27 protein-coding genes and 1 pseudogene are annotated in these 24,041 nt (G+C 45.2%); 12 read left to right on the top strand and 16 right to left on the bottom strand.

The features are described from left to right. Positions 1 to 5 precede the first annotated feature (5 nt). Positions 6 to 569 carry a PadR family transcriptional regulator gene (locus M1D69_RS16740; RefSeq protein ID WP_458105463.1) on the bottom strand — a complete coding sequence of 188 codons (564 nt, stop codon included), beginning with the start codon at positions 567 to 569 and terminating at the stop codon, positions 6 to 8. Positions 570 to 924: 355 nt separating this feature from the next. Between M1D69_RS16740 and M1D69_RS16735 the strand changes: the two genes are divergently transcribed. Continuing rightward, complete coding sequence (locus M1D69_RS16735) at positions 925 to 1,557, top strand: esterase/lipase family protein (RefSeq protein ID WP_458105464.1); 633 nt, start codon at positions 925 to 927, stop codon at positions 1,555 to 1,557. 187 nt (positions 1,558 to 1,744) lie between these two features. Here M1D69_RS16735 and M1D69_RS16730 read toward each other — a convergent pair whose 3' ends face one another. From M1D69_RS16730 to M1D69_RS16715, 4 genes are all read right to left on the bottom strand, one after another. Then, complete coding sequence (locus tag M1D69_RS16730) at positions 1,745 to 2,386, bottom strand: TetR/AcrR family transcriptional regulator (RefSeq protein ID WP_458105465.1); 642 nt, start codon at positions 2,384 to 2,386, stop codon at positions 1,745 to 1,747. A 74-nt stretch (positions 2,387 to 2,460) separates the two neighbouring features. Continuing rightward, complete coding sequence (locus tag M1D69_RS16725) at positions 2,461 to 3,099, bottom strand: NAD(P)H-binding protein (protein ID WP_458105466.1); 639 nt, start codon at positions 3,097 to 3,099, stop codon at positions 2,461 to 2,463. A gap of 16 nt (positions 3,100 to 3,115) precedes the next feature. Then, positions 3,116 to 4,123: an ABC transporter permease gene (locus M1D69_RS16720; RefSeq protein WP_458105467.1), complete on the bottom strand. Its 1,008-nt coding sequence runs from the start codon at positions 4,121 to 4,123 to the stop codon at positions 3,116 to 3,118. Then, a complete protein-coding gene (locus M1D69_RS16715) occupies positions 4,120 to 4,839 on the bottom strand; it encodes an ABC transporter ATP-binding protein (protein ID WP_458105468.1) in 720 nt (239 codons plus the stop codon). The genes M1D69_RS16720 and M1D69_RS16715 overlap by 4 nt, the downstream gene beginning before the upstream one ends. 602 nt (positions 4,840 to 5,441) lie before the next feature. Here M1D69_RS16715 and M1D69_RS16710 point away from each other — a divergent pair. After that, positions 5,442 to 6,530 (top strand): acyltransferase family protein, encoded by a 1,089-nt coding sequence (locus M1D69_RS16710; RefSeq protein WP_458105469.1) that lies wholly within the window; start codon positions 5,442 to 5,444, stop codon positions 6,528 to 6,530. A gap of 37 nt (positions 6,531 to 6,567) precedes the next feature. Here the strand turns inward: M1D69_RS16710 and M1D69_RS16705 are convergent, their stop codons facing one another. Next, on the bottom strand, positions 6,568 to 7,185 hold the full coding sequence (locus tag M1D69_RS16705; RefSeq protein ID WP_458105470.1) for a TetR family transcriptional regulator: 618 nt from the start codon (positions 7,183 to 7,185) through the stop codon (positions 6,568 to 6,570). Beyond that, positions 7,151 to 8,404: an MFS transporter gene (locus tag M1D69_RS16700; RefSeq protein ID WP_458105471.1), complete on the bottom strand. Its 1,254-nt coding sequence runs from the start codon at positions 8,402 to 8,404 to the stop codon at positions 7,151 to 7,153. The genes M1D69_RS16705 and M1D69_RS16700 overlap by 35 nt, the downstream gene beginning before the upstream one ends. A 122-nt stretch (positions 8,405 to 8,526) precedes the next feature. On the opposite strand from M1D69_RS16700, the gene bstA reads away from it, so the two are divergent. Then, positions 8,527 to 9,063 (top strand): bacillithiol transferase BstA, encoded by a 537-nt coding sequence (bstA, locus tag M1D69_RS16695; RefSeq protein WP_458105472.1) that lies wholly within the window; start codon positions 8,527 to 8,529, stop codon positions 9,061 to 9,063. On the opposite strand, the gene M1D69_RS16690 is transcribed toward bstA, so the two are convergent. Together M1D69_RS16690 and M1D69_RS16685 are read right to left on the bottom strand one after the other, a co-directional pair. Further along, on the bottom strand, positions 9,060 to 10,616 hold the full coding sequence (locus M1D69_RS16690; protein WP_458105473.1) for an MFS transporter: 1,557 nt from the start codon (positions 10,614 to 10,616) through the stop codon (positions 9,060 to 9,062). The two genes, bstA and M1D69_RS16690, sit on opposite strands and share 4 nt — an antisense overlap. A 113-nt stretch (positions 10,617 to 10,729) precedes the next feature. Next, positions 10,730 to 11,212, bottom strand: coding sequence for a MarR family transcriptional regulator (locus tag M1D69_RS16685; RefSeq protein WP_059291612.1), 483 nt, complete (start codon positions 11,210 to 11,212; stop codon positions 10,730 to 10,732). 172 nt (positions 11,213 to 11,384) lie between these two features. On the opposite strand from M1D69_RS16685, the pseudogene mprF reads away from it, so the two are divergent. Then, positions 11,385 to 13,956 (top strand): annotated as a pseudogene (mprF, locus tag M1D69_RS16680) (bifunctional lysylphosphatidylglycerol flippase/synthetase MprF). Between the two features lie 17 nt (positions 13,957 to 13,973). Here mprF and M1D69_RS16675 read toward each other — a convergent pair. Then, on the bottom strand, positions 13,974 to 14,951 hold the full coding sequence (locus M1D69_RS16675; RefSeq protein ID WP_213418442.1) for an ABC transporter substrate-binding protein: 978 nt from the start codon (positions 14,949 to 14,951) through the stop codon (positions 13,974 to 13,976). Positions 14,952 to 15,107: 156 nt separating this feature from the next. Here M1D69_RS16675 and M1D69_RS16670 point away from each other — a divergent pair, with 156 nt between their 5' ends. The 4 genes from M1D69_RS16670 (at position 15,108) to M1D69_RS16655 (ending at position 18,800) form a co-directional block, all read left to right on the top strand. Continuing rightward, positions 15,108 to 16,109, top strand: a complete 1,002-nt coding sequence (locus tag M1D69_RS16670; RefSeq protein WP_458106125.1) for a FecCD family ABC transporter permease — start codon at positions 15,108 to 15,110, stop codon at positions 16,107 to 16,109. Further along, positions 16,106 to 17,137 carry a FecCD family ABC transporter permease gene (locus tag M1D69_RS16665; RefSeq protein WP_458105474.1) on the top strand — a complete coding sequence of 344 codons (1,032 nt, stop codon included), beginning with the start codon at positions 16,106 to 16,108 and terminating at the stop codon, positions 17,135 to 17,137. Before M1D69_RS16670 ends, M1D69_RS16665 begins: the two co-directional genes overlap by 4 nt. Before the next feature lie 113 nt (positions 17,138 to 17,250). After that, positions 17,251 to 18,129: a PhzF family phenazine biosynthesis isomerase gene (locus tag M1D69_RS16660; protein WP_458105475.1), complete on the top strand. Its 879-nt coding sequence runs from the start codon at positions 17,251 to 17,253 to the stop codon at positions 18,127 to 18,129. A gap of 86 nt (positions 18,130 to 18,215) precedes the next feature. Next, positions 18,216 to 18,800 carry a nitroreductase family protein gene (locus tag M1D69_RS16655; RefSeq protein ID WP_106021589.1) on the top strand — a complete coding sequence of 195 codons (585 nt, stop codon included), beginning with the start codon at positions 18,216 to 18,218 and terminating at the stop codon, positions 18,798 to 18,800. A 38-nt stretch (positions 18,801 to 18,838) separates the two neighbouring features. On the opposite strand, the gene M1D69_RS16650 is transcribed toward M1D69_RS16655, so the two are convergent. The 3 genes from M1D69_RS16650 to M1D69_RS16640 all read right to left on the bottom strand — a co-directional run bounded on the left by M1D69_RS16650 (position 18,839) and on the right by M1D69_RS16640 (position 20,171). Then, positions 18,839 to 19,030: a YfhD family protein gene (locus tag M1D69_RS16650; protein WP_044163723.1), complete on the bottom strand. Its 192-nt coding sequence runs from the start codon at positions 19,028 to 19,030 to the stop codon at positions 18,839 to 18,841. A gap of 65 nt (positions 19,031 to 19,095) precedes the next feature. Further along, positions 19,096 to 19,206 carry a YfhE family protein gene (locus M1D69_RS16645; protein WP_010333447.1) on the bottom strand — a complete coding sequence of 37 codons (111 nt, stop codon included), beginning with the start codon at positions 19,204 to 19,206 and terminating at the stop codon, positions 19,096 to 19,098. A 53-nt stretch (positions 19,207 to 19,259) separates the two neighbouring features. Further along, on the bottom strand, positions 19,260 to 20,171 hold the full coding sequence (locus M1D69_RS16640; RefSeq protein WP_458105476.1) for a TIGR01777 family oxidoreductase: 912 nt from the start codon (positions 20,169 to 20,171) through the stop codon (positions 19,260 to 19,262). Between the two features lie 88 nt (positions 20,172 to 20,259). Here M1D69_RS16640 and recX point away from each other — a divergent pair, with 88 nt between their 5' ends. The 3 genes from recX (at position 20,260) to M1D69_RS16625 (ending at position 22,709) form a co-directional block, all read left to right on the top strand. Further along, entirely contained in the window at positions 20,260 to 21,051 is a 792-nt protein-coding gene (gene recX / locus M1D69_RS16635) for a recombination regulator RecX (protein ID WP_227534152.1), read from the top strand. 7 nt (positions 21,052 to 21,058) lie between these two features. Then, the gene (locus M1D69_RS16630) at positions 21,059 to 21,379 is read left to right on the top strand and encodes a YfhH family protein (RefSeq protein ID WP_059291604.1); all 321 of its coding nucleotides are present in this window, start codon (positions 21,059 to 21,061) and stop codon (positions 21,377 to 21,379) included. A 136-nt stretch (positions 21,380 to 21,515) separates the two neighbouring features. Next, on the top strand, positions 21,516 to 22,709 hold the full coding sequence (locus M1D69_RS16625) for an MFS transporter (RefSeq protein WP_083244566.1): 1,194 nt from the start codon (positions 21,516 to 21,518) through the stop codon (positions 22,707 to 22,709). Between the two features lie 33 nt (positions 22,710 to 22,742). On the opposite strand, the gene M1D69_RS16620 is transcribed toward M1D69_RS16625, so the two are convergent. Continuing rightward, positions 22,743 to 22,895 carry a small, acid-soluble spore protein K gene (locus M1D69_RS16620; protein ID WP_010333452.1) on the bottom strand — a complete coding sequence of 51 codons (153 nt, stop codon included), beginning with the start codon at positions 22,893 to 22,895 and terminating at the stop codon, positions 22,743 to 22,745. Between the two features lie 124 nt (positions 22,896 to 23,019). On the opposite strand from M1D69_RS16620, the gene M1D69_RS16615 reads away from it, so the two are divergent. Then, positions 23,020 to 23,289, top strand: a complete 270-nt coding sequence (locus M1D69_RS16615) for a YfhJ family protein (RefSeq protein ID WP_024120650.1) — start codon at positions 23,020 to 23,022, stop codon at positions 23,287 to 23,289. A 34-nt stretch (positions 23,290 to 23,323) separates the two neighbouring features. Here the strand turns inward: M1D69_RS16615 and M1D69_RS16610 are convergent, their stop codons facing one another. Beyond that, positions 23,324 to 23,707 carry a hypothetical protein gene (locus tag M1D69_RS16610; RefSeq protein ID WP_095714802.1) on the bottom strand — a complete coding sequence of 128 codons (384 nt, stop codon included), beginning with the start codon at positions 23,705 to 23,707 and terminating at the stop codon, positions 23,324 to 23,326. Between the two features lies 1 nt (position 23,708). Next, positions 23,709 to 23,921 carry a helix-turn-helix transcriptional regulator gene (locus tag M1D69_RS16605; protein ID WP_010333455.1) on the bottom strand — a complete coding sequence of 71 codons (213 nt, stop codon included), beginning with the start codon at positions 23,919 to 23,921 and terminating at the stop codon, positions 23,709 to 23,711. Positions 23,922 to 24,041: the final 120 nt, after the last annotated feature.

The following is a 24,041-nucleotide window of genomic DNA, read 5'->3' as shown; positions in this document are numbered from 1 at the left end:
CAGCCTTAAGGCCGCTCCTGGGTATCCTCTTGTATCCTGGCTAAAATATGCTCCAGCCAGGATACGTAATTCTTCTCCCGTTCCAGCGCTTTTGTCAGTACCAGATAGTGGCCGAAATCCGGTGAAGAAAACGACATCGGCTCCGCTGAGGCCATTAGCTTTTCATAACTTCCTTGCAGATCAGCGAGCTTCTCCTTGCGCTTCAGCAGCTGGTCTGTAAACAAGGCGGCTGCCTCCTGGCGTGACAGAGAAGAAATGAAATAAGCCTTCAGCATAAATTCATCCTTCACTGTTTCCGGAATAGGGTGGTGGCGGGTCAGCCACACGTGAAGCTCCTGTTTTCCGCTGTCAGTCAAGGTATACATTTTTTTCTCAAGTTTTGTGCCCTGAATCGTTGTCCGGAATGTGATAAAGCCTTCATCTGTCAGTTTTTTGAGCTCCGGATAAATCTGGCTGTGCTTGGCGCTCCAAAACTGGCCGAGCTCCGCTTTGAAATAACTTGTAATATCATATCCGCTCAATTCGCCTTTTCGTAAAAGCCCTAATATGGCGTATTTTAATACTCTCATGCTGTCCTCCGTGTCTATGGCTGTTTTTGCAAAAAGGAAACTTTTTAAATGCCCTGCCGCCGCAAAATCGTATTGTTCTTTTCTCTTTTACCGGTAAAAACAAATTTCAATGCCAACTATTCTCTTGTCTAGCTTTAAGCTGTTCCCTATATTATAGGAAAGGGAGACTGGGAACACAACCGCATGTCTCCTTACGCTTATAGTCCTTTCAAGTTTCTTTCGAGTGTATGGAAGACAACTGCTGCTTTCATCAAAACAATAATGAAATTGAAGATTCTGACAAGTTTGTATTTATCAAGTTTAAATTTAACTGTATAATCATTCTGGTAAATACATGATTGAGGAGAAACGGAAAATGAAAAGATTACTTATTGCATCAACTATTTGTCTATCAATGATTTTGTCTATTCTAGCAGCTCCGCCTTCGTGTGCAAAGGCGGAAACAGCACATAACCCTGTTGTTCTTGTTCATGGGATTAGCGGTGCATCATACAATTTTTTTGCTATTAAAAATTACTTAATCTCTCAAGGCTGGCAAAGCAACAAACTGTATGCAATTGATTTTTATGATAAAACAGGGAACAATCTAAATAACGGCCCGCAGCTCGCTTCATATGTTGACCGCGTTTTAAAAGAAACGGGAGCCAAAAAAGTAGATATTGTGGCTCATAGTATGGGAGGAGCCAATACGCTGTATGCTATAAAATATTTAGGCGGGGGCAATAAGATTCAAAATGTGGTCACACTCGGAGGGGCTAATGGTTTAGTGTCATCTGTTGCGCTGCCGGGGACAGATTCTAATCAAAAGATCCTCTATACATCGATCTACAGTCTGAATGATGAAATTGTAATCAATAGCTTGTCTCGATTACAAGGAGCCAGAAACATCCAGCTGTATGGCATCGGCCATATTGGCTTGCTTTCTAATAGCCAAGTTAACGGCTATATCAAAGAAGGATTGAATGGCGGGGGACTAAATACGAACTGATGCAAGATATGCGGCTATGTTAAAACCTGCTGTTCAGTTACAGCAGGTTTTTTGTTTTCTGACAGGTTGAAAAGAGTAGAAAGTCAGAACTAAAACTGACCTTTTTGTAAGTTCTAATACAGCGTAAATCGTTTTTTAGAATGCCCTCTGTGTATATCGCGATCACACAAAAAAGATGAGCCGGTGCTCATCTTTTTTGTGTGACGCCATATAGAATAAATTGAATCGTGCGCTCTTTCTCAAGCTCTTCATCCATTTTTTCTCCCATCAGCAAGAATCGGGTGACGATAAGGCCGATAATAGAAGAAATTGTCGTACGAATGATTGTTTCTGCCGGAAGATCCCTCAGCTCTCCTGTGCTTTGAAAATGCTCGATAACATGCTTGAACTTTTCATATACATGATCATTGAAGACTTGCTTATACACGTTTCTGAATTCTTCATGGTAAAAGGCTTCTTGAATAAAAATCTTCAAAACGGGGAAGTGCTTTTTGACAAAATCAAACCGGTTATTCAGTACTTCCCGAATGAACACTTCATATGACGGATAATCCTGCTCAAACACTTCCTTGCTGAAGTTTTTCGCAAATACCTTCGTGACGGTCGGCATGACAATGGACAGCAGCAAATCCTTTTTTGTCTTATAGTGCCTGAAAATTGTCCCTTCCGCAACGCCAGCTTTTTTGGCGATTTCACTCGTGGATGTCGAGGCAAATCCTTTTTCGGCAAACATTTCAATAGCCGCACTCAAAATGTGCCGCTGTTTTTCACTCATTTTCATTTGTTCGCCTTCTATATGCAATAATTCTTCTAGAGATTTCGCATCCATTGTTCGTACTCCTTCTGAAAGCCTGTTCCTTTTATTATAGAAAAGGCGGACAGGGAACACAACCGATCCCGCTGTTAATTTGAGATAAAGGGTGTTTTTTGTGAAAAGGAATGACCCTCAATCTGCTGAACTAAAAATGCTGCAATATCTAAATTGGTGATTCTCATTCCCGGCGAATTGAAGAAATTAACTTTCACAGCGCCCTGAGTCTGAGCATCTGTAACAAAAGGAAGGCGGACAAGCGTCCAATCCAATCCGCTGCGTGATAATATATGAAGCTCTTTCTTTTTATCGGCAATCATTTGCGGATAGAGGAGGCGAAAGAGAAGCGCGCCTATTCTAAAAACCAATGATTTTCGGTCACCTTCAATATCTAACGAAGCGCCAGTCACTCCGATATATCTGTCTATGTTGCATTCTTTCATGACAGTAACGATGAGTTCTGTCACTGTACTGTATAACGGGACGGCTCTTTCAGGCTGTCCGAACGTATTGACGACGGCGCTGCATCCTTCCAGCAGCGTGCGGATGCTTTGCGGGTGCTGGGCATCTCCGCGAATGACATCAATTCTCTCGTCAATGTGAGGGGGCCGCTCCGGCTGCCTGACGAGCATACGGACTTGATAGCCTTTTGCAAGAGCCTGGCCGGCTATAAAACGGCCTGCTTTACCCGTCCCTCCGATAATGGCGATTTTTTTACTATGATTTGTCAATCATAAAACACCTCTTTTACAGTCTTCGATATTTTTTCAGGATGAGAATGTTTAAGAATGCGAATAAAATGGTGAAGCCCGCCAAGATAAGAAGATCATTTGCGATCTCTGACATGCCTTGGCCTTTCATCATAATCAGCTTCAAGGCGTCTGCTCCGTAGTACAGAGGCATGATCTGCTGCAGTGACTGAAGCCAGCCGGCCAGACTATCCATCGGAAAAAGACCTGAGAAAAACACCTGCGGCACAATGACGAGCGGGACAAACTGAATCAGCTGAAGCTCGTTATTGGCAAACGCTGATAAAAATGTGCCAAGCGTTAAAGCCGTCAAAGAAAGCATTACCGTTACGATTAACACAAGCCAGAACGATCCGCCCTGATACAATCCAAGAATTTGAACAGCATACCAAGTGATCAACACAGATTGGAGGGTTGTAAACAAGCCAAAGCCTAATCCGTATCCGGCGACAATTTCCCAGCGGCGCAGAGGTGTTGAGAGGATCCGGTCAAGCGTGCCGTTTGTCCGTTCTCTTAAAAAAGAAATCCCTGCGATTAAAAAAACAAAGAAGAAAATAAATAAGCCGATTAGTGTCGGACCGGTATAATCAAACGTGCTCAAATCCTTTTTGCCGTAGGCATAAGAGACCTCTGCTGGCTGTTTTTGCTGGCTGCCTCCAGTTGTAATGATCTGAAGCAATTGTTCGTTCTTAGACTGGCTGCCATCAAGTGTCACTTTCATATGCTGATTTGTGAATGAAATAAATGCGTCCAGCTGGTCATCATCTATATGCTGTTTTGCATGGGTGCTCGAAAATTCTGTCACTTTGACATCTTTTTTCTCCAGTTGCTGCGTCATTTCGTCCGGCAGATGATACCCTCCGACATGAAATGAGTCCTCCTTATGATCAAGGATGAGGTGAACCAAAGTCAAGACCAAAAGCGGAGCCAGTAGCATCAATAGCAGCGTTCGTTTATCCCGGTAAAATTGCAGAATGATTTTTACGGCAAGTACAGTCACTCTCATGTTGCACTCCCTCCAGAAAGAAGAAAGACATCTTCAATAGATGCTGCTTTGTATCTAGTCATCAGTTCTTTAGGCGAACCGCTGTCAATCATTCGGCCATCCCTGATCAGTCCAAGGCGGTCGCATTTTTCAGCCTCATCCATAACATGTGTCGTCACAAGAATGGCGGCTCCGTTTTCTTTCAGACGGCCGAGTTCACCCCAGATCGACCGGCGCAAAACGGGATCAATTCCGACAGTGGGCTCATCAAGAGCAAAAACGTCCGGCTCGTGAACGAGTGTTATCGCAAGGGACAGCCTTCTTTTCATCCCTCCGGAAAAAGCACTTACTTTCTTCTCGGCATGTTCAGTCAAGTCAACCAAGTGAAGAACTTGATCCATTCGTTCACGCTTTCGTTTTCCTTTCATCCCGAACAGCCCGGAAAAAAATGAAAGATTTTCCTTTGCAGTCAAGTCTTCATAAAGCGCGTCAGACTGGCCCATATAACCGATCCGATGAAACATGTTCAAATTTGGCATCGGTGTTCCGCACACAGCAACTGTGCCGGTGGATGGCTTCAGCATCCCGATCATCATTTTAATCAGCGTTGTTTTTCCTGATCCGGAGGGGCCCAGCAATCCAAAGATTTCTCCCTGATTCACAGAAAAGGTAAACGGCTCTAAAACAGTTTTGCTGCTGAAGCGTTTGCTGACATCTCGCATTTCTATTACGTCCATATTGATCTGCCTCCTTATTTATTAAAGTGAGTAATCACTCACTAACAAATTACCACGAACAGAGAAGGTTGTAAAGTGAGTAATCACTTACATCCAAATGAAAAATATCGCTTTTGAAAAAGCTTAAAAGGGGAAGTTCACCAAATTTCGAAAGCTAGCCAGTCATATACACTGGTGGACTCTGAGGTATGGCGGTGAGATCAGGAGGTCTGATATGAAACATGAACGAGAAACCGAGGGCTGCTTCCTAAAGGGTTATGAAAAGCAAAATCGGCTCACGTTTTTAAACGGCTGCTGCGCCCGCCTGGTACATGAAACGGGTAAAACGTGATGCTGATTGGATTATGATCAAGAAAGGCATTTTGCAATTTTTGCGGGATTAAATATATGAATAGGACTTTGTTTTCACGTATTAAACATCGCACCCTGAATGTTCGGGACAAATGGCTGGAGAATGTCTACTGGAAAATAATGGATATTAATAACTGCTAGTCTTTCATGCATAGAGAAAGATAAGACATCAGTCTCTTTTTTTAAATGAATCGTGTGTGTTAAGGTACAACCATCGATTTCTAAAAATTTGAAATAAAAGGAGCGCAGTTATGCAAATTAAAGAAATTTTTATGATTCGCTGCATTTCGTGCTTAAGTGTCGTCTTGCTCCATATCATTTCAATGGTCCTGATGCTTCAGGCAGAAGCTCTCGCAGATATTTCTCACACCGTAGATTCTTTCCGCACACTCCTGATGTTCAGCACGCCTGCCTTCATTTTCATTTCTGAATTTTTGCTGGCCCGTTCTTATCCTGACGGTGTGCCGGACGGTTTTTTAAAGAAGCGGGGACAAGTGATTTTCGTTCCTTTTTTATTTATCGCGGCCATCGATGCACTACTGATGACCAGTGCGATGGGGGGAGAAATCACCTTTCTCGCGATTGTGCAAAAGTATTTGGCGAACGTATTGTTAGGAAACTTTATCGGATACTTTATTCTCGTCATCTTTCAGTTTTACATTCTGCATATGATGTTTCATGAGTATTTGAAAAAAGCATCGCCGAAATGGATGCTGTCCATCTCATTTGTAGTGACAGCCGCCTATTTAAGCTATTTTTCAGCAGTCAGCCCGGCTCCCGCTTCAGAAGAGGGCGGGGGGTTTCCGTTCTTCTGGGTTCCGTTCGCAGGCTGGCTTTTCTACTTTTGTCTTGCCTACTATTGCGGTAAGGAGTATAAGCGCTTTTTAGCCTTGCTGAACCAATATCGTTTAGTGATATACGGCGGCGCGCTAGCTTCTGCTACGCTGGTTGTCACTGTTTCTTATGTCGGCGAGATCGGCATGATCAGCTCGAAACGGCCTGATATCATGCTGTATTCGACAAGCATGATTTTCCTGTGCTTTCACTTGTTTTCTAAAATGAAGCATGTGCCGAAAATCATTATGTTTATCAGCAACTATTCCTTTTCGATTTATCTGCTTCATGCTTATTTTATGATCATAGGCTACGTTTTGCTGTTAAATATGCCTGGGATTCCTGCCGCACCGGCTGTTTTCCTGTTGTTTGCCGTGTGCACAGCCGGTCCGATTCTGACCTCATGGGCACTGAATAAATTCAAATACGGTTATTTATTTGTGGGGAAGATTTATCAGCCAAAACAGAAGAAAGCCACATTAGAAGTGCGTGATCACGCAGGATGAAAACAAGCGGCAGGAGAGAGGTTCCTGCCGCATTTCTTTATTTCTCATCTACTTGCAGCACCGTTTTTAAATACAGTTTTGCAGATTCAGCAAGTCCAGATACATCAGCCTTTTCTTCATCGAAATAAAGCGCGTTCTGGATGATGCCGTCATTCATATTGAGGAAAAATTTCGCGATCGTCGCCAGAGGCTGCAGAGGCTGAAATTCTCCCTGATCGATTCCTTTTTGCAATAGCTTTGAAAACCTTGCCACAAAAAGATCATACCGATTTTCTAAATACTTCCTTCGTTCTTCATTGCGCCAAGCCGTCACTAAATATTCAAATTGCACCGGCGCCAGTGTGTCCGCTGCATCACGCAGGCCCTCAGCAAGTTCATCCAAATAGCTGGAAATGGCGGTCCAAACACTTCGGTGTTCAGCTGAGTCATCAAGCTTTCGGAGCCCTTCATCTAGCCCTGCTTCAATGATTCGCCGAAACATCTCCTCGGTGCTTGAAAAATAAAGATAGACACCGCCTCGGCTGAAACCTGACTCCTCCACAACGTCCTTCATTGTCGTTAATTCGAATCCTTTTCGTTTAAAAACCGTTTTGGCAGCCTCTAAAATCTCTGCCTGCCGTTTATCCTTGTGCTCCTTTGTTACTTTCGGTGACAAGATATCGCCTGCTTTCTGCAACTTTCTTACCTACAAGTGTAATCAACCCGACTATGATCAGCAAGCAGCCACAGACAAGAAAAGCAAGTGATACACCGATCCATTCCGCCAGCACGCCCCCGCCTGCCATGCCGAGGATGGAGGCGAGGGTTGTCGCGCTCTGAATGGCGCCAAATACCCTGCCGCTATAATCGACAGGCACTGTTGTTTGCACGAGAATTTGAAATGGAATATGGACCAGACCAAAAGCCGCTCCCATGATGAAAAAAGCGAAAATAAAAAGAGCAATGCCGGCAATTCCCATTCCGATCAGAAATGGCACGCCTCCAGTTGCTAGTCCAAGCAGAAAGGTCCCAGCTGAGAAATAAAGAAAATAAGAGGTAATTCGCCGTCTGCCGGCAATTGCCGCCGTAAGGAGCATGCCGGCTCCGCTGACGGCCATGCACCAGCCTGCAAGCTCAGGCGGAGCGCCTGAAAAAGAACGGATCAGAATGATAGCCTGGGAGTCACCAATCTGCAAAACAAAGAGAACGACGCAAGCTGTGAGTAAGCCTGTTAAAAGAAGCGGCATCCGTTTCAAATACTGAAGGCCTTCTTTGATAGAAGCAAGTGCTGATGTTTTTTCTTGAGGTGTATTGGCTTTTTGTAAAAAAGCATCTTTGGGGAGGAAAAACAAAATGACAGCGGAAAGAAGAAAGGTGCCGGCGTTGATATAGAAAACAGAATGTATAGAGACAGCAGCGATCAGCATGCCGCCAAGGGCAGGGCCGAAGATTTTTGCGCTGTTATCAATGATGCTGCTGACGGAAACGGCCTGCTGAAGGTGTGCTTCCGGAGCCAATTCCTTAAGCTTTCCGTTTTTAGCAGGTGAAAAAAGTGAAGAAAAACAGCTCTGAAGACATAGCAATACGTAAAGCTGCCAAAGCTCACTGACATAAACGCAGCTGATAACGGTGAGGGCACGGCCGATTTCAGACAGAAACATGATCGTTTTTCTGTCAAAACGGTCGGCAAGCAGACCCGATACAGGTCCGAGTACAATGACAGGCAAAGCAAACGACATCATTAAAAGCGACATATCTAATGGTGAAGCATGAAGCTGAAAAGCGGCTAATGTTAGCACGGCCAAAATGTGAAGCCAGTCTCCAAGTGAAGAAATGGTTTGCGAGGCTAACAGTGTTATCAGTCCTTTTTGATTGCGAAACAATGGTTTTTCCATGATTCATCCTCCTGATCATTAAAATGACACTTGTGTCGTTTTTATTGTATGGGAAAAAGACACAATATACAATCTTTTTCTTGTAAAATAAAGGAGAAGATTGAACAGAAGGGAGAACATACATGACAACAGCCAATCTAAGCTATCCAATAGGAGAATACCAGCCGAGGGAATCGGTATCGAAGGAGCAAAAAGATGTATGGATTCAAGCGCTTGAAAAAGTGCCGGCCAAACTGAAGCAAGCCGTTGAAGGTATGACGGACAGCCAGCTTGACACACCGTACCGAGACGGCGGATGGACCGTCCGGCAAGTTGTTCATCATCTGGCTGACAGTCATATGAATAGCTATATCCGTTTTAAATTAAGTTTGACAGAAGAGACGCCGGCCATCCGTCCGTATGATGAAAAAGCATGGTCGGAGCTTGAAGACTCCAAAACAGCGGAGCCGAGCGGTTCACTTGCGCTTTTGCAGGAGCTTCACGGAAGATGGACGGCTCTTCTTCGCACTCTGACGGATCAGCAATTTCAGCGCGGATTTTACCATCCCGATACAAAAGATATCATTACCCTAGAGAACGCGCTCGGGCTGTATGTCTGGCACTCACATCACCATATCGCTCATATTACGGAGCTTTCCAAACGGATGGGGTGGTCTTAACGCTTTTGCCGGCGGAAAGCCGGGAGACTGATTGCTGCAATCACCAGCAGAGAAATCACAGCCGCCGCCGCATATAAATGATCATAGCCGCTGGCGACACTGGCATGAATGGCATCGCTTATCGCGGTTTTGACTTCAGGCACAGGAATGCGTTCGATCTGTTCTTGTAAAGAAGAAACATCTGAACTGTCGATCTCGGGAATCATTTGCATAGCCTTCCCTGACTGTCCGCTGTCCGATAAGCGGCTGCTGATTTCATCGCCGATTTGGTCAAACCCCGCTGTGATAAAACCTGCATAAAGAGTAGGCGCCAATGTCAGTCCGATTTGCCTTACTAATGAAAGCGTGCCGAGCGCCGTGCCCTTATTCGCTTTAGCTGCTTCTGATACAAGAACATTCAGCGGAGCGCCTAGCAGAAAGCCAAAACCGATGCCGGCCGCTACGCTTGCAATGACAAACTCCCATTTTTCCGTCACCCAAAGCGGAAATAAAGCAAATCCCGCACATGAAATAATTCCTGAAAGCACAACAGTTTTCACCGGTCCTTTTTTGTCGGTGAGCGCTCCGCCAAGCCAAGCGCCGATTCCGGAAGCTAAGGCAAGAGGTGTCATCCAATAGCCCGCTTTTGCGGCAGGAACGCCTAAATATTGCTCAACATATGACGGAATAAAAATAACTGCCGCCAAGAGGCCCCCGGATAATAAACCGATGATAAGCGTTCGCTGAAACATGTGATTCCGAAGTAAAGAATACGCCAGAATGGGATCGCCCCCGCGCATTTCCATCCGTTTCTCAAACCATACGAGCGCCGCAAAACAAAAAATACCGAAAACAATACATCCATAAACCTCAGGATCTCCCAGGCTTTTTAAGAGATTTGCCCCGTCAAGGTTTGTCATGCCGTACATGACAGCCAAAATTGACAAGGACAGAAGAAAAATTCCGGCCGTGTCGAGACGTTTGGCCTCCGGCGCTTTGGTTTCTACAATGAAAAATGCACCCAAAACAATCAGCAGCACTGCAATCGGCAGGTTAATCAAAAACAGCCAATGCCATGATCCGGTCCAATCAAGCAGAAAGCTTCCGATATTGGGTCCGAGCACAGCAGCCATCCCGTTCATCGCCCCTAGCAAACCAAGGGCCTTCCCTTGCTTTTCCTTTGGAAGTGTAGCAAGGACGTGAGAACTTCCGATGATGAATATCCCGCCGCCTCCAAGCGCCTGAATCAGCCGTGAGATAAGAAATAGCGGAAAGCTTTGGCTTAAAGCGACAAGCAAAGAACCAAGCCCGAAAAGGCCGACTTCAATAAGAAACAGCTTTTTTCTGCCGTAGCGGTCGGAAAGCTTTCCGACGATCGGCACACTGACACTGAGACCGAGCGTATAAAGCGTAATGCCCCATGAACCCCAAGACGGAGAAACGGCAAACGATTCGTTTATCGTGGTCAGCGCAGCGGAGATGATTCCGTTATCCAGCGCAGCCATAAACACACCGATGGTAAACAGGCTGATCGCCCACTTTTGGCTTTTTTGATCTGCCAATGTCTTATGCATATTCATCAACTCCTTTTACTTCACTTGGAATATATTATTCATTTAAAATGAACTAAATGTCAAATAAAAAAAGTCTGCCTCCGCAGTTTGCGTGAGGACAGACTTCGCTGACATTATTCTTTTTTAGCCTGTTCCAGCGCTCTGGAAAGAATAGAAAGCCCTTTGGAAACAGCTTGCTTTTCATCAGGAGACAGCATTTCCAAGGAACGCTTCAATTTCATATGGCCCTTTTGATAAAGCCCGCGAAAAATATTTTTCGCATCCTCCGTTAAATGAACAACCACTGAACGGCGGTCCTCTTCAGAGTGTGAGCGTTTAACAAAGCCGGATTTCTCAAGGCGGTCAAGCAGCCCGGTTGTATTTGACAGGGAAGCCCCCATTTTCTCTGCAATGTCACTGACCTTCAGCGTTCCGTGATTGTTTAAAAGCATGAGCACTTTCATTTGCGGCATGCTCATATCCAGCTTCATCCACTCAGACACATCACCGAGCCCGGCAGATGTTAAGACTTTCATATAAAGCACCCAAATTTCACGTTCCTCAGATGAAAGAATATTTTCGTTTAATACTGTTGTATCATGTAAGTTATATTCCATTTGATCACTTCCTCGTCATTCGCTCCTCTTACCATATTACTCGATTTTAACCGCTGAAAGAAAGTCAGCATAAACCGCAGATGAGACTTTGTCCGAAAAATAGCGGTAGTGTATAATGAGTTGGAGATTATTGGGGAAAGAAATATCGAACTGTATATGATTGGAGAGACCATTGCTGATTAAAAAAAATGCTTTATCAATTTTAAAAATCGTTTTTCCTGTTGCTGTTTTACTATTTGTGTTTTATCAGTCGAAAAAAGAATTGACAAACCTGTCATTCAAACGAACGCTTATGGTAATCAATGGGCTGGAGCGGACCGATTTATTCATTCTTGTGCTCATAGGCCTGCTTGCTGTTGCGGCCATGTCACTATATGATTACGTTCTTAAATATTCGCTGCGCCTTTCGATCACAAACGGAAAGGTGTTCAGAGTATCCTGGATTGCCAATTCATTTAATAATGTCCTTGGCTTCGGAGGGCTAGCCGGAGTCGGGTTAAGAATGATGTTTTATAAGGAGCATACAAAAGACCATAAAGCGCTGGTGAAAGGAATTGCCTGGCTTACATCTTCTATGCTGCTCGGCCTTTCAGTTTTTCAGCATTTTCGTTGTCGCAAGATTGCTGCCCGTGGATGAAGTCATCAATGAAAAACCATGGCTGTGGGCGGTTGTTATCGGCTTCGCGCTGATTGTGCCGATCTCTTTGGCGGCGGCTAAACGAAAAGGCCGCAAAGCAGGGAATGAAGAGGGCGCAGACAAAGTGAAAAATCCGATTTTCGCTTATATGGGCGCTTCCGTTGCAGAATGGCTTATGGCTGGAATCGTAATCTATCTGTCTCTGTTCGCCATGGGAATTCATGCTGACATCAGGTATGTGTTCGGGGTTTTCGTGATTGCGGCAATCGGAGGCATGATCAGTCTTGTTCCGGGCGGCTTCGGCTCGTTTGACCTTTTGTTTTTGCTCGGAATGGAGCAGCTTGGCTACCATCAGGAAGCCATTGTGACGTCGATTGTGCTGTACCGGCTCGTCTATTCATTTATCCCGTTCGTTTTGGGACTGTTCTTTGCTGCCGGCGATCTGACCGAAAGTACGATGAAACGGCTTGAAACGAACCCGCGAATTGCACCGGCTATCGAAACGACAAACGTGCTGCTTGTCGTACAGCGGGCCATGTTAGTGAGGATTTTGCAGGGATCGCTTTCACTCATTGTGTTCGTAGCCGGTCTCATTGTCCTTGCGTCGGTGTCACTGCCGATTGATCGGCTGACAGTCATTCCGCACATTCCCCGCCCGGTCCTTTTGCTGTTCAACGGGCTGTCCTTAAGCTCAGCGCTCATTTTGCTGATATTGCCGATCGAGCTTTATAAACGGACAAAACGGTCCTATACAATGGCGATTACAGCACTTGTGGGCGGATTTGTTTTCAGCTTTTTAAAAGGGCTCAATATCAGTGCAATATTCATATTGCCGATTATCATCGTCTTGCTTGTGCTGCTGAAAAAACAATTTGTCAGAGAACAGGCTTCCTATACGCTCGGGCAAATGATTTTCGCTGCGGCCCTGTTTACTGTGGCGCTGTTTAACTATAACATTATCGCAAGCTTCATCTGGGATCGGATGAAAAAAGTGCTGCGCCACGAATATTTCGTCCACAGCACTTCTCATATTACACATGCGACCATCATGGCAGTCATCGCCGTTCCGCTGTTCTTCTTTATTTTTACAGTGGTGTATCATAAGAAAACCAAACCAATTGGGGAAAAAGCTGATCCAGAACGTCTTGCTGAGTTTTTGAATGAAAAAGGCGGCAACGCGCTCAGCCATCTCGGCTTTCTGGGGGATAAGCGGTTTTATTTCTCTAGCGATGGCAATGCATTGCTTCTGTTTGGGAAAATCGCAAGACGGCTGGTCGTGCTCGGCGATCCGTCCGGCCAAAAGGAGTCGTTCCCGCTTGTGCTCGAAGAATTTCTTAACGAAGCACATCAAAAAGGGTTCAGTGTTCTGTTCTATCAAATCGAACGAGAGGACATGGCGCTGTACCACGATTTTGGCTACAACTTTTTTAAACTTGGCGAGGAAGCCTATGTGGATTTAAACACGTTTACCATATCAGGGAAGAAAAAAGCCGGCCTGCGGGCAATCAATAACCGGTTTGAACGGGAGGAATATACTTTCCATGTAGATCATCCTCCATTTTCAGAAGCGTTTTTAGAAGAGCTCAAACAAATCTCCGATGATTGGCTCGGCTCGAAAAAGGAGAAGGGCTTTTCGCTCGGGTTCTTTGATCCGTCATATTTACAGAGAGCGCCGATCGCCTATATGAAAAATGCCGAAGGGGACATTGTCGCTTTCGCAAATATCATGCCGATGTATCAGGAGGGTGAAATCTCGGTCGATCTGATGCGCTATCGCAGCGACGCCCCGAACGGTATTATGGATGCATTGTTCATCCGCATGTTTTTATGGGCGAAGGAGGAGGGGTGCACGTCATTTAACATGGGCATGGCGCCCTTGGCCAATGTCGGCACAGCCTTTACATCCTTCTGGTCAGAACGCTTCGCGGCTGTCATTTTTAATAATGTTCGGTACATGTACAGTTTCAGCGGGCTCCGGGCATTTAAAGAAAAATACAAACCCGAATGGCGCGGAAAATACTTGGCGTATCGGAAAAACAGATCTCTTTCTGTCACGATGTTCCTCGTCACGCGTCTGATCGGCAAAAGCAAAAAAGACTCCGTCTAAACAGACGGAGTTCTTTTTTATTTAGACTTTAAGAAATACGTTTCAATATCGTCAAGCAGGTAGTTTGCGGCTTTGATTCCGCCTGCGGTTGTCCACACGACGTCATCGACCTCATGGGCGTTCCCTGATTTTACAGCCTTGAGGTTTTTCCATAGTGAACTGCTCGTCCACTGATTGGCCCATTTCTCATTATCTTTTGCATTATCGGCTTTATAAGTGAAATAAAAAAGCACATCGCCATCCATATCGGGAATGGATTCTTTGCTGTCTGTTGAGAACGTGAATTGGTCCTTTTGTTTCTTGAATAGTTCCACTTGCTTCTCAGGACGTTTAAAACCAAGCTGGTCTAAAATAATGCCAGAGAATGAATCTTTATAATAGATTCTCGACTCGCCGGACAGAAAGCGTACAACAGACACGGTTTTGTTTGTCTGATCGCCAAGCTTATCTTTCATATCGGCAACGCGCTTATCAAAATCGGCAATGACTTCTTTGCCTTTGTCCGCCTTATTCACCGCGTCGGCATAAAGAGTCAGGTTATCCTTCCAGTTCCCGGCTAAAGATTCAGCAAAAACCGTGGGCGCAATCGCATTTAACTGATCATAAATCTTTTCTTGGCGCACTTTATTTCCAATAATCAAATCAGGCTTTAATTCCGCGATGGCTTCCACATTCGGTTCAGTTTCTAGCCCGACGTTTTTAACACCTTCCATATCGTCTTTCAGGTAGTCATACCACGGGTCGCCCTTCCATGACTTCACGGCCCCGACGGGTTTAATGCCAAGCGCTAAAAGCGCCTCTGTTCCTTCATTTGTTAAGACGACAATCCGTTTTGGATGGGCTGGAATGTTGTCTGATGTCCCCATTGCATGTTTAACCGTTCTTGTTTTGCTGCTTGACCCCTCGCTGTTACTTGAACTTTCTGAACTATTACAGGCAGAAAGCACCATAACGGCCATAAGTAATACAAATAGCATGCTGATGTGCTTTTTCATCTTTTTCCTCCCAATATTGAAATTCATTATCATTTAGATCATAATAAGCAGTGGTGAGAGTGTCAATCATTAATTGAGGATGATTCTCAAAAACAATCAATTTACTGCAGTCATGTTGAAGAATGTTACATAGTAAATCACTAGGAGAATTGGATGATGATCTTCAAAAAGGCTTATTCGAAATGGATTTTGTTATTATGTCTGCTTTTCGTTTTGCTGGCGGCTGTCTGCGCAAGTGTCATATACGGCTATACCGGTACGTCATGGGGACAGGTCTATCAAGCGTTTACATCTTTTAACGGATCAAATGAGCAAGTCATCATTAAAGACGTCAGGCTCCCGCGCGCCTTGGTTGCCACGGTCGTCGGCGCTTCCCTTGCGGCTGCCGGCGCTCTGATGCAGGCGCTGACAAAAAACCCGCTAGCATCACCAGGGATTTTCGGAATCAACGCGGGGGCCGGCTTTTTTATTGTTGCCGGATCATTTTTTCTGCATATTCAATCACCCCAAGCGCTTGTATGGAGCTCGTTTCTCGGTGCTTCCTTTACCGCCGCGATTGTCTATGCCGCAGGTTCGCTTGGAAGAGAAGGGCTCACGCCGATCAAATTGACGCTGGCTGGAGCAGCCATGGCGGCAATGTTTTCTTCGCTGACACAAGGCATGCTTTCCGTCAATGAACTCGAGCTGGCTCAGGTGCTATTTTGGCTGACGGGCTCTGTGCAGGGCAGGAGTCTCAATTTGCTGATGACAATGCTTCCATATGCCGCGGCGGCGCTTTTGATCAGCTGTTTCCTCGGCCGAAAAATTAATCTTCTTGTAATGGGAGAAGATGTTGCCAAAGGACTTGGTCAAAAAACGGGACTGCTGAAATTCGCTATGGCACTATGCATTGTCCTGCTGGCCGGTTCGGCTGTCGCCATTGCCGGGCCGATTTCCTTTATCGGCATCATCATCCCGCACTTTGCCCGCTTTATCATCGGCAATGATTATCGCTGGGTTCTGCCGTTTTCCGCTGTTTTGGGTGCGATTTTACTTGTTGCCGCGGACATCGGGGCACGATATATCATTATGCCTCAGGAAGTTCCTGTCGGGGTCATGACGGCGATTATCGGCATGCCTGTGTTTGTTTACATCGCAAGAAGGGGGGCGAATCTATGAAACTTCGTTTTGGCATTACAGCGGCTGAAAAGAAAGCATGGATTGTCTTTTTTGTTTTACTCGGTTTAACAGCGGCTGTGTTCATTATAAGCGCCGGTCTCGGACAGCGGTTCATTCCTCCTTGGGATGTGGCCAAAACATTTTTCGGTGCAGGTTCAAAGCTCGATGAAATGATGGTGATGTCGTTCCGCATGCCAAGAATATTGACAGCTGTATGCGCCGGCGTTTGCTTCGCTGCGGCAGGCGCAATTTTGCAGGGGCTGGTCAGAAACCCTCTCGCATCCCCGGATATTATCGGAATCACGGGCGGAGCGGCTGTGGCTGTGGTGCTTGTCATGATGTTCTTCTCAGACCGAAGCGATTCACTGACGATCAGTCTGTCATGGCTTCCGGCTGCCGCATTTATCGGGGCATCAGTTGTTGGACTTATCGTTTATTTACTCGCATACAAAAATGGCGCCTCCACGTTTCGGCTGGTGCTGATCGGAATCGGATTTTCAATGTCTGCACAAGCGATGACCACATTGCTCATGATCAAAGGACCGATCTACAGGGCGTCCCAAGCCAATGTATACATAACAGGTTCGGTCTACGGATCTAACTGGCAGCATGTAAAAATAGCCGTGTTGCTGTCTGTCATTCTCTTATTCATTTGTTTTATCTGTCTTAAAAATATGAATATACAGATGCTCGGTGAAGATATTGCGGCAGGCGCGGGAAGCTCCGTGCAAAGAAACCGGTTCTTCCTGCTTCTGCTGAGTACGGCTCTTACGGGCTGTGCGGTTTCTGTTGCCGGAACGATTGGTTTTGTCGGTCTGATGGCGCCGCACATCGCAAGGCGTCTCGTCGGCTCGTCTTACGGTGCGCTGCTCCCGGCATCTGCACTGATCGGGGCTCTGCTCGTATTAGGAGCAGACATCATCGGCAGAACCTTATTTGCTCCGATCGAAGTTCCGGCAGGCGTTTTTACAGCGGCGATCGGCGCCCCCTATTTTATTTATTTGCTCTATAAAACAAGAAATTCCTGATCGTAAGAACCCATTTCTCTGCAAAGAAAATGGGTTTTTAATATTGACTGAAAATTCCCTCTGATATTTTGTTATACTGACAGAGACATTGATGCAGAAAGGATGTCAGGCGAATGAAAGCAGAGGTATTAAAGTATGAAGCATTTACGGAAAATCCCGGCAAAGGAAACCCCGCGGGTGTGGTATTGCACGGGGACCATTATACAGAAGAAGAAATGCAGAGAATAGCTGAAATCACAGGATATTCAGAAACCTCCTTTATTCGGAACAGCGAGGCGGCTGATCTTGAACTCCGTTACTTCACTCCTGGACACGAAATGAATTTATGCGGACATGCGACGGTCGCTTCCCTATACGCATTGTGTGAAAAAGGAAGGCTGGAGATTGGTAAAACGTACAGCATCCAGACAAAAGCCGGTATCCTGCCAGCAAACATTTCTGAAAAAGAGGGTCGCATCCATATCACACTTGAACAGGCTGATCCGACATTCAAACCATTTACGGGCGACCGGGAAAAGCTCGCGGACGCATTGGGGATTACCGCGGAGGACTTTCATGAGGACCTTCCAATTGTTTTTGGCAGCACAGGCATATGGACTGCAATCGTTCCGCTCAAATCATTAGAAGCCTCTAAAAAAATGGTGCCGAATAACAAACAATTTCCGGAAGTTCTAGTCGATCTGCCAAAAGCCTCAGTGCATCCGTTTACCTTTGAAACGATTCACTCTGACAGCGACCTGCACGGTCGCCACTTTTCGTCGCCGTATTCAGGAACAATAGAAGATCCCGTGACTGGCACAGCATCCGGTGTGATGGGAGCTTATATGCAGCAATACGGCCGGTCCGGGCAGCGTACATTCATCATTGAACAAGGACAGGAGATGGGGAAAGACGGAAGAGTGGAAATTGAAATAAAAGGAGATAACGATCACATCAAAGTGAACATGACAGGGACTGCCGTTTACTCAGAAACTCGGATTCTTGATATCTAATATGGCTGACGGTTTACAAAAAGCTGCACTTTCCGTTATGATTATGATTGATAATCATTTTCAATTGGTAGAAAGGGTGAAGCGGTATGCCTCAAGCCGAACAGATAAATCAAGATTCAGCACTGCGGGATATCATACGCAGCAGAAGATCAATCCGAAAATTTAAACAAGATCCCGTCCCTCCGGCTGTCATCCTTGACATGCTAGAAACGGCAAAATATGCGCCAAATCACAGAGTGACGGAGCCTTGGAGATTTATTTACGTTTCCAGTGAAACAGGAAAAGCAAGCTTGATTAAAACCTTTGCTTCATTTTCTAAAAAATCAAAGCCGGACATGACGGAAGAAAAACTCCAAAATTTCAAAAAGACACTCAGCCGTGTGCCGGGATTTCTGCTCGTTGTATTTAAGGAAGATGAGAACGAAAGAGCAAGAGATGATGATTTTGCGGCAACCAGCTCATTGATTCAAAATCTCCAGCTTCTTGCCTGGGAAAAAGGAATCGGCATGGTTTGGAAAAGCGGAAAGATCCTCTATGATAAAGACGTGCATCAAGCCTTCGGTTTACAGGATAACGAGCGCTTCGCCGCGATCATACAAACAGGCTATCCTGATGAAATGCCGGAAGTGAAAAAACGCACACCGATAAAGGAACGGTTCACCGAGCTGTAAAAAACCCCCTGTCTCAAGCAGAGACAAGGGGTTTTTCATTAACGTTTTTTGCTTTTCGCTCTGCTGTCGGCCGCTTTCGCGCGCTCCTGCGCTTCGCGGTCATCCGCATCAGCAAGTTCGCTTGAATATTCCTCGTAAACGCCGTCAGTTTCTCGTTTTAACGCATCGGGAACCTGAGGAAGTTTTTGTTTGTTTTTATCACGGTTTTTGTGGATATGATTTCTGCCCATATCAAATTCCCCCTAAAAAGTGATATCAAACAAACATAGTATCTGCTTTCCGGCGTTATGTATCCCTACTTCCGCTTAGCAGCTTTTTCCGCCTTTTTAAATTCACTCGAATAAAGAACTTCCTGCATTTTCTTCAGGTTGGCTCCTTGCTGGTGCTTCTCCCTCTTCTTTTCCATAAAAGGACCTCCTTCAACCATGTTATTCTTAAGGTTGACGCTTCCTTCCGTTTTTATACAGTCTTTCGGTCCATCAGCAGCTGAGAGAGAGCGAATTCAAGATCTGAATATGTAAAACGGAATCCGGACGTAATTGCTTTTTTAGGCAGAGCGCGCTGTCCTTTCACAATAAGCAGGCTCATCTCTCCCAATGCTTTTGATAAAAAGAATGCTGGAACGGGGAGCCAGTGGGGACGGTGTTTCACCCGTGCAATCGTTTTTCCGAACTGCTTCATTTCAACCGGATTAGGCGCTGTCACATTAACAGGACCTGAGATGCTGTCGTTTTCGATTGCATATACAATCAGCTGGGCGGCGTCCTCCACGTGAATCCAGGACAGCCACTGATTGCCCGTCCCGATCGTTCCGCCGGCCAGCAGTTTATATGGCAGAACCATCAGCGGGAGAGCGCCTTTTTCTCCGAGCATCACGCCAAATCTCGCGTAAACCGTTCGAATGCCCATCGCCTCTATATTTTGTCCTTCCCGTTCCCACATATGTGCAGTGTGGCTGAGAAAATCCTCGTCCGACGTGGGGGAGTCTTCTGTAAAGGTTTTTTCAAGGCTAGTGCCGTAAATGCCCACTGCACTGGCTTGAATAAGCGCCTTCGGTTTCTCAGCCTGTTTATGAATAAGCCGCCGTACTTCCCGGGTTGCATCGATCCGGCTGGAGAGAATTTGTTGCTTCGTTTTTTCGTTCCAACGGCCAAAAATTGATTTTCCCGCAAGATTTACCCAAACATCAATATGAGGAAGTTCTTGTTCAGGCGCAGCTTCTTCAGTCAGCCATTGGACATAAGTGATATTTTTTTGTTCAGTTTTTGGCGCGTTTCTTGATAAAATATAAACATGATGTCCCTGGCGGGTGAGGACGCCAGTCAGATGCGTGCCGAGAAAACCCGTTCCGCCCGTCATTGCAATATTCATAAACATCTCTCCTCATCGTTCTGATACCTATACTTTACCTCATTTTGATCATAGAAAACGCGTTTGAGACCGGAGAAGGGAGATTAAGATGCCATTTATTACAAAGATTTCAGCGCAAAAGAAGAATACGGAACGCTTTAATATTTTTCTGGATGAAAAATATGCTTTCAGTGTTGACGCAGATGTGCTCGTGAAATTTGAGCTTACAAAGGGAAAAGAGCTTGATGACCTCGAGATCATTGAGATTCAATACGGAGATGAAGTGAAAAAAGGCTTCAACCGTGCGATTGATTTTTTATCCTATCGAATGCGGTCAACAAAAGAGGTAGAAGACCACTTAAAGAAAAAAGAAACCTCGGCGCCCGTCATTGCGGAAGTAATTCATAAGCTGAACGATTACAACTATTTAAATGACCAAGAGTTTGCGGCGGCCTACGTGAGCACTCACAAAAAAACAAACGGAAAAGGGCCTGACGTTTTGTTCAGAGAGCTGAAAGCGAAGGGGATCGATGACGACACCATCAAAGATACACTGAGTTCTTTCTCTTTTGAAGAACAGACGGAAAAAGCAGTTAAGCATATCGAAAAGCTTCTGAAGAAAGACAAGAAACTCTCTTCAAAAGAAATCAAACAGCGAGCACAGATGCAGCTGCAGCGCAAAGGCTTCTCATTTGATGTCATCTCTGCGGCGCTGGAGCAAATTGAATACGAAAATGACGAAGATACTGAAAAAGAAGCGCTGCGTCTTCATGCGGAAAAAGCGCTTAGAAAATACCGTTATGACGGCTCCTATGAAAGTGCCATGAAGGTCAAACAATTTTTATTCAGAAAAGGATTCTCACTCGATTTAATCGAGCAATTTCTGCAGGAAGAGGAGTAGCTGAAAAATGGAGAAACGATACAGTCAAATGACAACGCACGAACTCAATACAGAAATCGCAGGACTTTCTGAAAAAGCAAGGAAAGCGGAACAGCTTGGAATCATAAATGAACTGGCAGTGCTCGAACGGAAAATTGCCATGGCAAAGGCCTACTTGCTGAACCCGGAGGACTTCTCGCCGGGAGAAACGTATGTTGTGGACGGCTCTGATGATGAGTTTCATATTACCTATTTAAATGGCGTTTTCGCTTGGGGATACAGAACATCGGCTCCCGATCAAGAAGAAGCGCTTCCAATCTCAGTATTACAGCAAAAGAAGCAGGGATAACCGAGAGGCTGAATATCAGCCTCTTTTTTATTTGAGCACACTCAAGGCGATTTTTAGAGAAAAATTGATTGAATTCACCATGGATTTCTTTTAAGATGGAACTCGTTGTTTTTTCACATTAAAGGAGGCGATGACGTTGAGTATGAAAAATCCATCAGTAAAATTAATTATTTTTGTTCTAATGATCTGCACGTTTTCAATTGGATACACAGAATATGCGGTGATGGGTATTTTGACGTCGATTGCCGATGACTTTCATATACATGTTTCCTCTGCGGGACTCCTTGTCACCGCTTATGCGGCAAGCGTCTGTGTAACAGGCCCGCTCGTCACGATTGTTTCTGTCAAGCTCCCGAGAAAGCCGGTGCTTCTTGGATTGATGGGGATTTTCATCCTTTCCAACCTGATGAGCGCACTGGCACCGAATTTTGCGGTATTGGCGGTCTCAAGAATTTTATCTGCTTCCATTCACGGCGCTTTCTTTGCGATTGCGATGGTATTCGCTAGTGAAATGGTGCCGCCGGAAAAACGCGCCGCAGCCGCTGCGTCTATGAACGGCGGTTTAACAGTGGCTTTGATGCTGGGTGTTCCATTCGGTTCCTACTTGGGTGATGTCCTAAACTGGAGAGTCGTGTTTTCCATCATTACGGTGCTTGGAGTGATCGGATTTTTAGGCCTGATGGCTACCGTGCCGAACAGAAAACCAAAAGTCATCCCGATGCTCATGAATGAGTGGGGAGTATTTAAACATAAACAGGTGCTGTACTCCTTTGCGATTACAATTTTAGGCTATTCAGGCGTATTTATCGCGTATACGTTTATCGAGCCGATTTTAAGAAATTCAGCGGGTTTCAGCACAGTCGGCATTACAGGCGCCCTTTTCGCCTATGGTTTAGGAGGGGTTGCGGGAAACTTCTTTGCGGGAAAAGTGCCGCTTCCTCTGCTGACCCGGACCATGATTGGCGTCATGATCGGTTTGATCGGCGTACTTGCGGTATTTCCGTACATCGCCGTTTATCCGGCCGCAGCCATTGTCGCGACTTTCTTATTTGGAGCTTGCGCATTCGGCACACCGCCTCTTTTGCAAACAAAGGTGCTTTCTTCATCTGAGAACGGCACAACGATCGCCGCAGCTGTGAGCGTGTCTGCATTTAACCTGGCTAATGCGCTCGGCGCTTGGATCGGCGGCATCATTTTAAGCGGAACCGGCTCTTATTCCTGGCTGTTTGCGGGAGGAGCGCTGATGACCGCGTGCGGACTGGTGCTCTCAACATTCGCGCATCTGTCTGAAAAGAAAAGCGTCTATGAGTATCAAGTCAATAAAGGGTAAAAAAACAGCTGCACATGTGCAGCTGTTCTTCTTTTAACGTTTGCCGGAGGCTCTCATTTTTTCCTGAGGATGCTGGTTGATTGACCCGTCAGGACGCTTTGAAGCATAGTCGTCCTTTGCTCTCGGTTCACCTTGAAACTTGTTTTCGTTTTCGTAAGGAAATCCTTTTTCTTTATTGCGGACCATGTCATATCCCCCTAGGTTCGAGATCAAAAAGTTGCGTCTTGCCGGATGAAGACGTAAGGTTAGTATATGGAGAACATGAAGTTTTAAAGCGTAATTTTTTTCCTGAAGGAAAGGAGACCACCAAATGAATACGTATATTGAGAAACTGACGAATCTGCTTCTGGAAAAAAACGATATGATCAGCTACATTCAGGCGAAAACATGGGTGGAATTGTTATGGAGCGACTTTGAAGCAACCTATGCAAAAGCCGGACACGCCTACCAAGGCGAAAAAATGACAGAAAAAATCGTCACACAGTGGATTGAGAACTATGGCGGCCAGCTCCACCTTTTCCAAAGCGGCCGTGAAGACGTGAATGATTACTTAAACCAAAGCAGAGGGCTTTTACATTAAAACAGCCTGCCGGCAAAGTACGGCAGGCTGTTTTTTACACATTTGTATTTAGTACATCACTAATCACCATTCTAAGCATAAAACCAAGAAAAGCAGTATATGCAATCAGCTGCAGATAGGAAAGAGGAAGCATGGATTGATGAATAAGAACAACACCTATAAGCAAAATAACAATCATCACCCAATGTGATATATAGCCCGCGAAATGAGCATTTGAGCGGGTGCGTTGGTCATTCTGAAAGTGTACGTTTCCCCAGAGTTTATTTCTATGAATATGTGCGGCAGAATAAAGAACTCGTGCAGTTCCGATGACTGCTAACAGAAGTGTTAAAGTTGAAGGTGAATGCCAATAAAGGACATACAATAAAATGGGAAGCAAAGTTTGCAAAAATAATCCGGTACGATACGTCATGTTCATATTATTTATCTCCTTCTATCCAGAATAATTGATCTAATGAGCACTCTAACACTGAAGATAATTTAATTGCAGTGCCTATTGAGGGTTCATATCTTTGTTTTTCAATTGCAATGACCGTCTGTCTTGTCACTTGAATGTTTTCTGCCAGCTGATCCTGTGTCCATCCTTTAGCTTTTCTGTATTCTTTTACACAATTACGAACCCCATGCTTCATCTTATTTGATCCTCTCTCATTATGTAACGTATACCTTACATAATGTATCATACAAAAATTAGAATGTAATGTACACCTTACAAACCTTAACATTTCCTTAACTGTTAGAAAAAATAAACA

The sequence above is a fragment of the Bacillus sp. PK3-037 genome (genome assembly GCF_054161355.1).
The sequence above is the reverse complement of the archived record's forward strand: the minus strand, read 5'-3'. Positions and strand labels throughout refer to the sequence as shown.

Bases quoted from the DNA above. Each gene is read 5' to 3' on its own strand.
- M1D69_RS16740 (WP_458105463.1), bottom strand. From the start codon at position 569: ATGAGAGTATTAAAATACGCCATATTAGGGCTTTTACGAAAAGGCGAA.
- M1D69_RS16735 (WP_458105464.1), top strand. From the start codon at position 925: ATGAAAAGATTACTTATTGCATCAACTATTTGTCTATCAATGATTTTG.
- M1D69_RS16730 (WP_458105465.1), bottom strand. From the start codon at position 2,386: ATGGATGCGAAATCTCTAGAAGAATTATTGCATATAGAAGGCGAACAA.
- M1D69_RS16720 (WP_458105467.1), bottom strand. From the start codon at position 4,123: ATGAGAGTGACTGTACTTGCCGTAAAAATCATTCTGCAATTTTACCGG.
- M1D69_RS16715 (WP_458105468.1), bottom strand. From the start codon at position 4,839: ATGGACGTAATAGAAATGCGAGATGTCAGCAAACGCTTCAGCAGCAAA.
- M1D69_RS16710 (WP_458105469.1), top strand. From the start codon at position 5,442: ATGCAAATTAAAGAAATTTTTATGATTCGCTGCATTTCGTGCTTAAGT.
- M1D69_RS16700 (WP_458105471.1), bottom strand. From the start codon at position 8,404: ATGGAAAAACCATTGTTTCGCAATCAAAAAGGACTGATAACACTGTTA.
- bstA (WP_458105472.1), top strand. From the start codon at position 8,527: ATGACAACAGCCAATCTAAGCTATCCAATAGGAGAATACCAGCCGAGG.
- M1D69_RS16690 (WP_458105473.1), bottom strand. From the start codon at position 10,616: ATGCATAAGACATTGGCAGATCAAAAAAGCCAAAAGTGGGCGATCAGC.
- M1D69_RS16685 (WP_059291612.1), bottom strand. From the start codon at position 11,212: ATGGAATATAACTTACATGATACAACAGTATTAAACGAAAATATTCTT.
- M1D69_RS16675 (WP_213418442.1), bottom strand. From the start codon at position 14,951: ATGAAAAAGCACATCAGCATGCTATTTGTATTACTTATGGCCGTTATG.
- M1D69_RS16670 (WP_458106125.1), top strand. From the start codon at position 15,108: ATGATCTTCAAAAAGGCTTATTCGAAATGGATTTTGTTATTATGTCTG.
- M1D69_RS16665 (WP_458105474.1), top strand. From the start codon at position 16,106: ATGAAACTTCGTTTTGGCATTACAGCGGCTGAAAAGAAAGCATGGATT.
- M1D69_RS16660 (WP_458105475.1), top strand. From the start codon at position 17,251: ATGAAAGCAGAGGTATTAAAGTATGAAGCATTTACGGAAAATCCCGGC.
- M1D69_RS16655 (WP_106021589.1), top strand. From the start codon at position 18,216: ATGCCTCAAGCCGAACAGATAAATCAAGATTCAGCACTGCGGGATATC.
- M1D69_RS16650 (WP_044163723.1), bottom strand. From the start codon at position 19,030: ATGGGCAGAAATCATATCCACAAAAACCGTGATAAAAACAAACAAAAA.
- M1D69_RS16645 (WP_010333447.1), bottom strand. From the start codon at position 19,206: ATGGAAAAGAAGAGGGAGAAGCACCAGCAAGGAGCCAACCTGAAGAAA.
- M1D69_RS16640 (WP_458105476.1), bottom strand. From the start codon at position 20,171: ATGAATATTGCAATGACGGGCGGAACGGGTTTTCTCGGCACGCATCTG.
- recX (WP_227534152.1), top strand. From the start codon at position 20,260: ATGCCATTTATTACAAAGATTTCAGCGCAAAAGAAGAATACGGAACGC.
- M1D69_RS16630 (WP_059291604.1), top strand. From the start codon at position 21,059: ATGGAGAAACGATACAGTCAAATGACAACGCACGAACTCAATACAGAA.
- M1D69_RS16620 (WP_010333452.1), bottom strand. From the start codon at position 22,895: ATGGTCCGCAATAAAGAAAAAGGATTTCCTTACGAAAACGAAAACAAG.
- M1D69_RS16615 (WP_024120650.1), top strand. From the start codon at position 23,020: ATGAATACGTATATTGAGAAACTGACGAATCTGCTTCTGGAAAAAAAC.
- M1D69_RS16610 (WP_095714802.1), bottom strand. From the start codon at position 23,707: ATGAACATGACGTATCGTACCGGATTATTTTTGCAAACTTTGCTTCCC.
- M1D69_RS16605 (WP_010333455.1), bottom strand. From the start codon at position 23,921: ATGAAGCATGGGGTTCGTAATTGTGTAAAAGAATACAGAAAAGCTAAA.